The 12,617-nt window shown below is 35.0% G+C and carries 6 protein-coding genes; 4 read left to right on the top strand and 2 right to left on the bottom strand.

Going from position 1 to position 12,617, the window contains the following annotated elements; translation table 11 throughout:
* Positions 1-164: 164 nt before the first annotated feature.
* The 3 genes from bioD to RC62_RS07580 all read left to right on the top strand — a co-directional run bounded on the left by bioD (position 165) and on the right by RC62_RS07580 (position 3,368).
* Positions 165-782, top strand: a complete 618-nt coding sequence (gene bioD, locus RC62_RS07590; RefSeq protein ID WP_055094150.1) for a dethiobiotin synthase — start codon at positions 165-167, stop codon at positions 780-782.
* A 96-nt stretch (positions 783-878) separates the two neighbouring features.
* Entirely contained in the window at positions 879-2,150 is a 1,272-nt protein-coding gene (gene bioA / locus RC62_RS07585) for an adenosylmethionine--8-amino-7-oxononanoate transaminase (RefSeq protein WP_055094148.1), read from the top strand.
* A gap of 51 nt (positions 2,151-2,201) precedes the next feature.
* Positions 2,202-3,368, top strand: coding sequence for a beta-ketoacyl synthase N-terminal-like domain-containing protein (locus RC62_RS07580; protein WP_055094146.1), 1,167 nt, complete (start codon positions 2,202-2,204; stop codon positions 3,366-3,368).
* Between the two features lie 56 nt (positions 3,369-3,424).
* Here the strand turns inward: RC62_RS07580 and RC62_RS07575 are convergent, their stop codons facing one another.
* Positions 3,425-7,981, bottom strand: coding sequence for an Ig-like domain-containing protein (locus RC62_RS07575; protein WP_055094144.1), 4,557 nt, complete (start codon positions 7,979-7,981; stop codon positions 3,425-3,427).
* A 354-nt stretch (positions 7,982-8,335) separates the two neighbouring features.
* Positions 8,336-8,803: a regulatory protein RecX gene (locus RC62_RS07570; protein ID WP_055094142.1), complete on the bottom strand. Its 468-nt coding sequence runs from the start codon at positions 8,801-8,803 to the stop codon at positions 8,336-8,338.
* 306 nt (positions 8,804-9,109) lie between these two features.
* Here RC62_RS07570 and RC62_RS07565 point away from each other — a divergent pair, with 306 nt between their 5' ends.
* Entirely contained in the window at positions 9,110-12,241 is a 3,132-nt protein-coding gene (locus RC62_RS07565) for a T9SS sorting signal type C domain-containing protein (protein ID WP_055094140.1), read from the top strand.
* The last annotated feature ends 376 nt before the right edge of the window (positions 12,242-12,617 follow it).

The following is a 12,617-nucleotide window of genomic DNA, read 5'->3' as shown; positions in this document are numbered from 1 at the left end:
CAACCCGTCGTAATGATGGGTTTTGTTTTTTAATGGTATTTTTGTGGCATTGCCCACACATAAACTGATCTAACAATTTACACAGATTATTTGTTTTGAGTTAGCAATTAATTTAAAAATCCGCTTTGATCTTTTTAATAGGTGTTATCCGGAATCTATTTATTATGAAAATATTTGTAACAGGAATTTCTACCGATGTAGGTAAAACGATAAGCTCTGCAATTATTGTTGAGGCTTTAGAAGCTGATTATTGGAAGCCCATTCAGGCCGGAGATTTAGATAATTCTGATAGTCATAAAATAAAATCGAAAATTTCCAATAAGAAAACTAAAGTCTTCGAAAATAGTTATAAGCTAAATACACCAGCAAGTCCGCATTTAGCAGCAGAAATTGATGGAATCAGGATTACTTTAAATCAAATCGCTGAACCGGAAACAAATAATCATTTAGTGATTGAAGGTGCAGGAGGAATTTTTGTTCCCTTGAATGAAACAGATACTATTATAGATTTAATCAAACCCAATTATAAAGTAATCGTTGTTTCCAGACATTATTTAGGAAGTATCAATCATACATTATTGACCGTTGAAGCAATTAGAAATCGTGGTTTTGAAGTTGCCGGGATTCTCTTTAGCGGAAACGAAAACAAATCGACTGAAAGTTTAATTCTAAATAAAACCGGAATTAAATTGATAGGAAGAATTGAAGAGGAGCCTTATTTTGATCAAAATGTAATTCGTGAATACGCCGATTTGTTCAGGGATAATTTACTTGGCTTGTAGAAAAAGAACATAGAATAAAGAAAATAGACTTTCCTATCTTTGTCTGAATTATAGAGTTTAGTCTTTTTTCTATACTCTGATATCTATATTCTAAATATGACATTAACAGAAAAAGACAGCCAATACCTTTGGCATCCTTATACACAACATAAAACTGCACAGGCTCCAATTGCAATTTCAAGAGGTGAAGGCGCTTTGTTATGGGACGAAAACGGAAAGGAATATATTGATGCAATTGCTTCCTGGTGGGTGAATCCGTTTGGGCACAGTAATACATTTATTGCCAATGCGATTTACAAACAATTAACAACTTTAGAGCATGTTTTGTTTGGAGGTTTTACACATGAACCCGCTATAAAAGTGGCTGAAAAACTAATTGAGATTTTACCTAAAAATCAGCAAAAAATCTTCTTTTCTGATAACGGTTCAACTGCAGTTGAAGTAGCGATAAAAGTAGCGTTGCAATATTTTTTTAACAAAAATGAAAAACGAACAACAATAATTGCTTTCGAAAATGCATTTCACGGAGATACTTTTGCAGCAATGGCAGCAAGCGGAATCTCATTTTACACACAAGCTTTTCAGGGAATGTTTATAGATGTTGTTCGAATTCCTGTTCCTGTAAAAGGTAAGGAACAGGAAAGTTTTGATGCCTTAAAAAATGTGATCGAAAAACATAATTGTGCCGGTTTTATATTCGAACCTTTGGTACAAGGAGCAGCAGGAATGGTAATGTATGAACCGGAAGCTTTGGCAAAATTAATCCAGATCTGTGCAGCAAACAACGTGTTGACTATTGCTGATGAAGTCATGACGGGTTTTGGCAAAACAGGAAAAACCTTTGCAATGGATTATGTTTCTGAAAATCCGGATATGGTTTGTCTTTCTAAAGCTCTAACCGGAGGAACAATCCCAATGGCAATTACAACTTTTACACAAGAAGTTTTTGATGCTTTTTATGATGATGATATTAACAAAGCGTTGTTTCATGGACATACTTTTACTGCAAATCCTACAGGTTGTGCCGCAGCATTGGCAAGTATGGAGTTGCTGCAGACTGAAGAAATGCAGGCTAATATAAAAAGAATCAATGCAAGTCATTTGAACTTTCAAAAGAAGATTGAGAAACATTCAAAAGTAATTACAGCCAGAACATTGGGTGTTATTTTTGCTGTCGAAATCAAATCAGATTCTGTAGAAAGTTATTATGGATCAATGCGAACTAAACTTTATAATTTCTTTATAGAAAAAGGAGTCGTTTTACGTCCGGTTGGCAATATTGTTTACATCTTGCCTCCATACATTATGACTGATGAACAACTTAGTAAAGTATATAAAACAATCGAAGAAGCGATCGAAATGGTATAAATTTTTCTAAACCATATATTTTCCGAACTTTACGATTAAAAATCCACAACATTGAATAATAAAATTGCTATAACAGCTTTCTCTTCTATTTCGCCTTTAGGAAATACTTCTGAAGCAGTGTGGAAAAAGTATCTGGATAATCAACATTGTTTTTCTAAACAGTTTTTAGATCAGCAGCAAACTTCAGTAGCTGCTCTTGAAGCTGAATCTGAACAAATCATTGCTGAAATACGGGAATCAGATATTAAATATAAATTTTTAGACGATTCGGTTTTGTTTGCAATAGCGGCTTCTCGAAAAGCGGTTGACCAGGCAGGATGGAATGCTGATGCTGTTTTTGGAATTAATATTGGTTCATCACGTGGTGCAACAGACTTATTCGAAAAACATTATAGAGAATATCTTGATACTGGAAAAGCACAGACTTTAGCTTCGCCAACGACCACTTTAGGAAATATCTCTTCCTGGATTGCACACGATTTACAAAGCACAGGACCAGAAATTTCACATTCTATAACATGCTCAACAGCACTTCATGCTTTATTAAATGGTATTGCATGGTTGAAATCCGGAATGGCCGATAAATTTTTGGTTGGAGGAAGTGAAGCTCCATTGACTGATTTTACTATTGCCCAAATGCGTGCTCTAAAGATATATTCCAGAATCGATCAGGATAAAGATTTGTGGCCAAACCTGGCTTTTGATTTTGAGAAAACTCAGAACACCATGATTTTAGGAGAAGGTGCCGCCGTTTGTTGTTTAGAAGCGGGTGAAAAAGAAAAAGCAGTTGCATATGTTACAGGAGTTGGTTATGCTACAGAGATCTTAGAACATAACATCTCTATTTCGGCAGAGGCAACCTGTTTTCAGAAATCAATGAAAATGGCTTTAAAAGATGTAGCTTTAGAAACTATTGATGCAATCGTAATGCATGCACCGGGAACTATAAAAGGAGACTTAACAGAACTGCGCGCCATCGAAAAAGTCTTTGGATCTAAATTACCTTTATTAACGACAAATAAATGGAAGATTGGTCACACCTTTGGAGCGTCCGGAATATTGAGTTTAGAATTGGCGCTTTTAATGCTTCAGCATGATACTTTTATTGAAGTGCCTTTTGGACCCAAACAAACTCAGACAAAATCTATAAAAAGAGTATTAATTAATGCAGTTGGTTTTGGTGGGAATGCTGTTAGTATTTTGATTGATAAATCGTAATTAAAAAATAGGATAAAAACAAAAAACCATTCGCCGCAGCGAATGGTTTTTTGTTTTTAAAGAATTATTTTCTTCGTGATTATTTTGTTGTCTTCTGTTCTGACCTTCACAATGATTACTTGTTTTTGAATCGATAATTGATTCGTGCTATAAGTAGTATTGTGGATATTTTCTTTACTAAAAATATTTCTGCCTAAAACATCATAAACATAAACCGATTCAATGTTAAGAAGATCAGACTCAATCAATACCTGATTATTTGATTGGTATATAATGATCTCTTTTTTAGTAATTTCCGGTGTTTCAGGAACTTCTAATGTTGGGTTTTCAGGAGTTGGACTTCCTCCCGGAACTGTTGTACTTGGTGTTTCAGGCTCCGTTACTGGTGTATCAGTCGTAGGTGCTTTAGGATCAGTTGCCACAGGTGTATCTGTCGCAGGATCTTTAGGATCAGTTGCTACAGGGATATCTATTGTTGGATCTTTAGGATCAGTTGCTACAGGGGTATCTGTTGTTGGATCTTTAGGATCAGTTACCACAGGAGTATCTGTTGTAGGGTCTTTAGGATCAGTAACTACAGGAGTATCTGTCGCAGGATCTTTAGGGTCTGTTACTACAGGAGTCTCAGTTGCTGGATCTGTTGCTACAGGTGGAGTTACTGTTTCTATTGTTTTTTGATAAAATGAAAGCACAAAACGATCATTAAATGTTCCTGGTTCAGTTTTAAAAGTGTATCGCTCACCAGATAAGTTGGTTACTACATTATTGGTTTTATCTAATAAATAAACATTTTTATCTTTAAAGAAACCATCTACACTTTCAATACCAATTGTATATTCAGTTGCTGAGCTTGCTATATATCCTAACGGAATTATTTCTTTTTGCTCTTCAAAAGGTAAAGCACGACCTTGAATAACTAAATTATTTTCTCCTAAAATAGAGTATAAAGCAGTTCCGGATGCATACGTATCCCCGTCATAAGCGTCATCCAGCTCATTCGTTGCTCCAGTTACATAACCTAAAAGCATTTCGTTATAAGCACCATCATTATTTTTAAGGTTTAACCAAACTCTGTTTTTTTCTACAGGAGTAGTTTTAGCTGTTCTTGAAAACTGATTGTTACTGGCAGTCGTTTTTACTCTTAATGCATTATTAAAAACTACATTTCCGGTAGTTTTAGCTTCTACAAAGAATCCTTGCCCTGATGCAATGTTTCCGGTAAGTTTGTTTCCGCCACAAGTTGTACAATTAGTTGTGTCTCCCGCACCTGTTGAACCCGTTGCGTTATAAGATATATAGCTTGAATCGCTGTAAACAAATTGACCATTTGCATTTGGTACCGGCGTAATTGAATGCGTCCATAAGTAAAAAGTTCCTTTTATAACTGAACTATTATCTGCATAAAACTGATCAGCATTTAAAGCCGAAGGATAAGGATTACCCAATAAGTTTGTTGTCGTTGTATTACCGGCTTTATTTGTTACCGGTGTTGAGATTATACCATTATTTGGTACACCAACAAATTTACCTGTATAAATTTGTGGATTTCCAATAGCGGCATAAGATTGAGGCCCTCTGATAATGTATCCTTTTCCTGGCTGCATTACATAATTTCCTCCATTTAGATACTTCCAGTCATTAATCGATGCATCAAATTCTAAATATTTGTCGAATAAAGTATTTGGAGATAAATTATATAAAGTCTGATTTATTACCGGAGAAGACCAGTACGTATAATCAAAACGATTTATAGGAGTCGTATTTCTATAAAGTTCAAATGAAGTAGTGTTACCTGTATAAGTAGAACTGTTGTTTGTTTGTACAAGAGAACCACTGTTTTGAACCACTATTTTACCAGTTGAGTTTACTGTAACATTTTCATTTACGGTAAGTACTTTATCTGTTGCAATGGTTAGTGTTTTACCTGCAGCAACTGTACATGAACATACCTCTAAATCATTTGTTAGCGTAAAATCATTATTTATGATAATAGAAGAATTTGCTGGCGGAGCAGTTGATCCATCGTAGCTAAAAGGCACATCGATAAAATTGATAGCAATATTTGCATCTCCCGCATCTTCTCTAAGACGAACATCAACTTTAGAGTTTTTGTTTAAAGAGTATTGTTGTCCGTTATTTATTAATACCGAGGCATTAGTGTAACCTGATTGTGTAAAAACTTTTACACCATCAATATAAATTTCACCAACATCATCACAATTTACCAATTGTATCTGGTAACGGCCACAAGGAAACCCCTGGCGTTTGTAAGCAATTGCAAATTGATCAATACCCATAGGAGCACCTTGCCAACCAGAAGCGTATGATGGTGACTTAGTTCTGTCCCAAGATGTTTGTGTATTTATATTTAGATTATTATCTACATAAGTTCCTGCATAGCTTGAAGCTGGTAATGATATATCCGGCAATGTATAACCGTAAACATTCCATTTAAAATCTCCATAAACAGTTGGGTTACCTTTTACGGCACCATATGAAAAAGAAACTCTTGAAGAACCTGCATTTTCATAGTATTCTAAAACAAAATCATGTGTGCCTGCAGTAAAAGTATATTGAGCTGAGTAGTTTACATAGCTATGATCAGTCCATGAATTTGCAGGAGTTACAGGAACTAAAGTTCCGTCAATATACAATCGAACACCATCATCAGCACCAAAAGAAATATTATAAGTTTCTGCTGTTGTTGTAGCTTTCATTAAATAACGTACAAAAAACTTGTCGCTTGGTGCAGTATTACAAAATACATTTGCCTCAACACTAGTGTCACCTGTTATTGCACCGTCGGCTACATTGCGGTCAAAAATAGCTTTTTCAGCTACTGATCCTGCATACGTTGTAGCAGCCGGAGTGTTTCCTGTATAGTTATAAACATATCCTTTCCAGTAGTTATTTCCAGCAGTTAAAGCTGCAGTACAAGCTGCGGTTAGTCCAACAGTTGCAGATGAATAATTTGAAGCAGCATTTCTTAATGTATAAGTAAATGAAGTTGTTCCGTTAAAGTTACTTGCAGGAGTAAAAGTTACACTTGAAGTACCATTTACAGTTACAGTTCCATTTGTTGGCTGCGTTACTGTTATTTGTTGTAATGCAGAACCCCCTATAACATCATTTGAAATGATTGGGATAACAGTAGCTTGACCCGTTGGGACTGTCTGGTAATCGTTGTTCGCAGTTAAAGTATTAATGTCTTTTACAGTTCCGGTGATAACTGGACCTACGCTATTTCCATTTCCATTTAATATTTCAAAAGTATTGTAAGTGCTGTAAACGTAAAATCTCACATATACTGTTTCATTAGGAAGAACAGGGCTTATATCTGATGCAAAAGTATTCGTTAAAGCGGTCCACGTTGTAGCGCTATTAGTTTCAGGAATTAAAGTCTTTACTCCGGTAACGAAATTTATATCCTTTGAATATCTAACTTGAAATTTTTGACCATTTGCACCTCTGTAACTAAAATTAAATTGCTTTAGATTTAATTGATGGTTGGCATCTGCAGGATTAATTTTAAATTGAATGTATTTATTAGCATCAAAACTACCTCCATTTTGAGATGGATCAGGCCAATTTCCTGTTTGAAAAAAAGCGCTTGTAGTATTTTCATAAACATAAGAAAGTGATGCTCCAGTTGCTGTTAAAGGTGAATTAGGATTTACATAAGTATTTGTAACAGGATTAAAACTTGATGAAGCACCATTCCAAAGAGATAAATTATCATCTGTAGTATTTGTAATTGTTACTTTTATGGTAGCTGTAGAAGTACCTGTAGGTCCTGTAATTGTATAGTTAAAAGAAGAAGAACCGGTAAATCCCTGAGCAGGATTGAAAGTGATGGTTTTATCCGGATTAATTATAGCAGTTCCCTCAGATGTGGCTGGATTAGAAATTGTTAGTGTAGTAACTGTTTCTTTTTTAACATCATTACTTAAAGGATTAATGTTTACCGCCAATTCTTTTGTAGTGCTTACATAATCATTGATAGCTAATATTTTAGAAGAGTCAAAACTAGTGACAGTTCCTCTAATAAGAGGTACAACATTATTGGTATCAGTTCCTGTTTTTACCTCAAAAGTATTGTAAGTACTATAAGAATAGATTCTTACATACACAGTTTCAGATTCTAATACAGGATTTATCTCTGCTGAAAAACTTAAGTTATAAGATGTCCATGAGCTTGGAGTTGTAGTTTCTGTAATTAAATCTTTTACTCCGGTAGCAAAAGAAGCATCTTTAGAATATTTAATTCTAAACTTTCCTGAACCAGATCTAACCTGAAAAATAAAGTTGCTTAAATCTGCTTTATAACCAGTATTAGGTTTTAAAGTAAACTGAATATATTTTGTTGGGTTATACTCACCACCATTATCAGCGGGAGTTGGCCATCCTCCTGTTTGAAAAAAAGTATCACTACTGTTGTATGAAGTGTAATTGATGTTTACTCCGTTATTTGAAGATAAATTTTGGGAGGTAACATTTGCAACTGAGTAAGTTGGGCTTGAAGTATTAGCATTAGCTGCATTCCATTTTACCAAATCAACTTGGCTGAATCCTAAAAACGGTAAAAATAAAAATAAAAGTAAAGTTTTTTTCATGTTAAATGTTTTCTATCAACTTGTTATGCTGGCATAATAAAAATAGCCCGCGCAAATATAGATACATCTACGGGTTGTAATTCAAAAGGGTTTTTGGAAAGGCCATTTAATCGATGAAATGTTAAAATAGTCGATGAAATGCATCATAAAAATGAAGGATTTGTGGAATTTCTTATAAAATCACAATTTTTAATATAAGAAAAATCGTAAAATAAGACTAAAAACGAGACTCTTTTTATGCTTATAGTTATAAAAAACGTCTATTGAGTGAATAATTCGCAGAAAAGTTATAAAATACAATGAATTAGATTATAGGAAAAATCATGCTGCTTAACCACTTAGGAGTAAATAATTTTAATTGTCTAAATTTTTTTCTAAAAAAGTTACTTTATCATAAACCAGAAAACTTTCATAACCTCTTCTCAACATATAATCACAGTATTTCTTTCTTTTTTTTAAAGTGTTTTTTTCCGTAATACTATTCCAGCATTTTTCAGAAAGCAAGTCAAAAGTCGTTTCATACTCTTCCGGCGAGATTTCTTTTAATGCCAAAGTAATATTGAACGTAGAAATGTGTCTCAATTTAAGTTCATTTGTTATCCTGATTCTTCCCCAGCTTTTAATACGGTGTTTTCCTCGTGCAAAACTACATGCGAAACGAGTCTCATTCAGGAAATTATTTTCAATTAATTGAACCACAATAGGATCAATTTCATCAGGAGTCATCTTTAAGCTATAAAGCTTGCTCACAACCTCTGAATGACATCTTTCCTGATAGGCGCAAAAGTGCTCTAATTTTAACAAAACCTCTTTGTTTATCATGACTTTGGCTATTTAATTATTCAAATTATAAAATTTTGTCTATTATCTACAAAAAGTAAGAATTTACAACTATAACGATATTTTTTTGGGAAAACTTTGTTAAATAATTTAAGAATACATAATTTTTGTAAGTAAATTTTACTTTTTATTTCATAAGTATCTTTATTTCAGTAACTTAGACTTAATGCTTTCTTTAAGAAAATTAAGATTTTCAATTCAATCTTAAAACCGCAAAAAAAATCTTTTTTTTCAGGATTTCCTACTGGCAGCACACAAAATATGCATTAATCTTAAATTCCTACTATTATGAGACGAAAATTACTATTACTCGCCTTTTTTTCTATTTTTTATTCATGGTCTCAGACCACTAACACATTTACAAATAATGGTTCATTTGTCGTTGCGGCAGGACTTACATCACTAACAGCAGAATGTTGGGGAGCCGGAGGATCCGGAGGAGGTAATGATACAAGTACTTCAGCAGGCGGCGGTGGCGGTGGCGGTTACAGTAAAGCTACAATAACTATAACTCCAAATACAACAATAAATTATTTGGTTGGTGTCGGCCCCACAGGTAATACTGCAAGCGGTGTTAGCGGACCAGCATCAACATTTTCAACAGTCTCAGCAAATGGCGGCGGTGGCGGTACAAGTGGTACAGGTGGAGCTGCAGGTATTGGTGGCGCAGCTGGTACAGGTACAACTTTTTCCGGAGGGAAAGGATCTAATGGAAGTGTTGTAATCGGATTATTATATTCAGGGGGCGCTGGTGGTGGTGCAGGCACAGCTTCAAATGGTAATGATGCAGCTGCCGGTGGTGGTGGAGCTGCTGTGACAGGTGGTGGAGCCGGAGGTAATGGTGCAACTTTAGCCGGAAACGGAGCTAATGGTGCTACACCCGGAGGTGGCGGCGGCGGCGGTCTGGTTTTGCTGGGCATTGGTAACAACAAAGGAGGAAATGGTGGAAACGGCCAGATAAAAATAACATACACATGTCCAACTTATGGCATGACCGGAGCTACAGGATCCAATGCCTGCGCTACTGACGGAAATTCTACAATAACCGTATCAGGAAGTGCTGCAAATTTACCTGTGGGTACTTATACAGTAACTTATAACCGAAGCAATCCTGCACTTACCGGATTAACAGCAACAATGACCGTTGGTACAGCTGGTACAGGAACTTTTACAGCAGTTGGTTTGGCTAACATAGGAACTAGTGCTATTACTATTACGGCAATAGCATCAGGAACTTGTTCCTCTACTATTTCAACAACAAATGTGGCTAATGTGACAATTTTTGGTGCAAGTGCAGGAGGATCAGTTGGTGGAGGTACTACAATTTGTAGTGGTCTTACAAGTGCTTCATTATCCTTGACCGGACAAACTGGGACCATTGTAAAATGGCAATATTCAGTAACTCCTTTTTCTGCCTGGACAGATATTGCAAGTACCGCCGGACTTACAGCTTACACTTCTGGAGTTCTAACACAAACAACTCAATTTAGAGCAGTAGTACAAAACGGACCATGCAGTATTTCAAATTCTAACTTTACAACTGTTACTGTAAATGCTTTACCTTCTGCTCCGGTGATAGGTACAATTACATTACCTACTTGCGCTGTTCCTACCGGAACTGTCGCTTTAAGCGGATTACCTTCCGGCGGAGTCTTGACGATGTATCCCGGTGCTATTGTAAAACCGTATAGCGGCACAACAGCTAATGTAACCGGACTTTCTGCCAATACTTATACGTTTACAGTTAGTAACGGAAGTTGTACTTCTCTAGTTTCAACTAATGCTTTAGTAACAGGATTGGTTACGAATACGTATACAACTTCTTGGTCAAATGGTACACCAAGCGCTGATCAGAATATTATTTTTGCAGGAAATTATACTTCTGCTGGTGCTGGTGCAGGAGATATTACAGCCTGTAGCTGTACAGTTAATTCCGGAGTAAATGTTTCTATTCAGTCCTTTGATACACTAACGTTAACAAATGCATTAACAAATAATGGAGGTACGGTAACTTTTCAGAATAGTTCCAGTTTATTACAAAATACAACTGCTGTTAACGTAGGTAATATTGTTTATAAACGTACCGCTTCGAACGTTCGTCTTGCTGATTTTGTCTATTGGTCTACACCGGTTAATCCGCAGAAATTGGTAGACGTTTCTCCTTTAACGCTGTATGATAAATATTTTGCATTTGACGGAACCAATTGGGTTGGAACTAATGCGAATTTGAGTATGGTAATTGGTAAAGGATATATTATACGCGGACCGCAAACTTATTCGACTACAGTAGGAGCAGATTATACAGCCTCATTTATTGGCGTGCCAAACAATGGGAATGTATCTGCTGAAACAGTGCAGACAGGTAATCTTTATTTAGTTGGAAATCCATATCCATCAGCTTTAAAAGCAGAAACTTTTCTGGGAGCAAATACATTTTTAGATGGCACTTTATATTTTTGGACGCATAATACGGCAGCGGTTTTTGGTCCAAATTATCAATACAACTCTGGAGATTATGCAAGTTACAATCTTAGTGGTGGCGTTGGTACAGCTCCTGCTCCAACTGGAAGTATTCCCGGAAATAATAATAATACACCTTCAGGAAGAATTGCTGCCGGGCAATCGTTTTTTGTAACAGCTAATAGTCCTGGAACTATTGCATTTACAAATGCAATGCGAATAGGAGGGAATACTAATGGTCAGTTTTTTAAAGCCAGCGAATCATCTAAAGAAACAGAAGTTGCAGCAAATCGTATCTGGCTGAATATGACCAATGAAGAAGGAGCTTTCAAACAATTATTGGTAGCATATGTCGATGGCGCAACAAATGATTTTGAAAATAGATATGATGGTATAAGCTTTGATGCTAACCCGTATTTGGATTTTTATAGTGTGAGTAATGAAAACAATTATGTTATCCAGGGACGTTCATTGCCTTTTATAGATACAGACCAGGTGCCTTTGGGCTATCGTAGTACCATTACCGGTGATTTTACAATAGCTATCGATCATGCCGAAGGGGGTTTAAGTAACCACGCTATTTATCTTGAGGATAAAGAGACTAATGTTATTCACGATCTGCAAGCCAGCAATTATACATTTTCTACAGGAACAGGAACTTTCTCAGACAGATTTGTTTTACGTTACAGTAATTCGACATTGGGAGTTATAGATAATGAACTTATTAATCAGGATTTGACAGTGTCAGTTAGTAATAAAATAGTTACAATAAATGCTGCGGAAAATGAAAATTTAAGTACTGTTTTTGTCTATGATTTATCCGGAAAGTTGATTTATAAAAAAACAAATATTTCGGATAACATTTTAATAATTAACAATTTAAAAGTCAATAATCAGGTGTTATTTGTAAAGGTCATTTCAGATGACAATAAAGTCACTACAAAAAAGATAATTTATTAAATAATTCACTTTTGAGTTAAAAAAATCCATTTATAGATCTATAAATGGATTTTTTTATGCAAAAAATCAAAAAATCACGATTCAAAAAGTAAGTTTTTTTATCTGAATCATTTTTCAATTTGCCAAAAAGATGCATTTCATCGGATATTTATGTTGTTTATCGGAAAAGAGTGTTTTTCAAAAAAAAGACTTGTGAAACACTCTTTTTTATACTTTATTTGAAGTGAAATTTCTTAAAAGAAGAATTTACGTTCTTTCAAGTGTTGAAATTTAAATAGTTATCTTTTTGATGTAGTTGAGGTATATTTTGCCTGTTTTATTTGAAAATTATTTTGTAAATAAAAACTTTCAGATGAACAGAAAAATGTTTTAGAAA

The sequence above is a fragment of the Flavobacterium aquidurense genome, from assembly GCF_001404985.1.
GTDB classification, from domain to species: domain Bacteria; phylum Bacteroidota; class Bacteroidia; order Flavobacteriales; family Flavobacteriaceae; genus Flavobacterium; species Flavobacterium aquidurense_B.
The sequence above is the reverse complement of the archived record's forward strand: the minus strand, read 5'-3'. Positions and strand labels throughout refer to the sequence as shown.

What these genes read in the sequence shown, in the direction of transcription:
- RC62_RS07565 (WP_055094140.1), top strand. Translation starts at nt 9,110, where the DNA reads ATGAGACGAAAATTACTATTACTCGCCTTTTTTTCTATTTTTTATTCA.
- bioD (WP_055094150.1), top strand. Translation starts at nt 165, where the DNA reads ATGAAAATATTTGTAACAGGAATTTCTACCGATGTAGGTAAAACGATA.
- RC62_RS07570 (WP_055094142.1), bottom strand. Translation starts at nt 8,803, where the DNA reads ATGATAAACAAAGAGGTTTTGTTAAAATTAGAGCACTTTTGCGCCTAT.
- bioA (WP_055094148.1), top strand. Translation starts at nt 879, where the DNA reads ATGACATTAACAGAAAAAGACAGCCAATACCTTTGGCATCCTTATACA.
- RC62_RS07575 (WP_055094144.1), bottom strand. Translation starts at nt 7,981, where the DNA reads ATGAAAAAAACTTTACTTTTATTTTTATTTTTACCGTTTTTAGGATTC.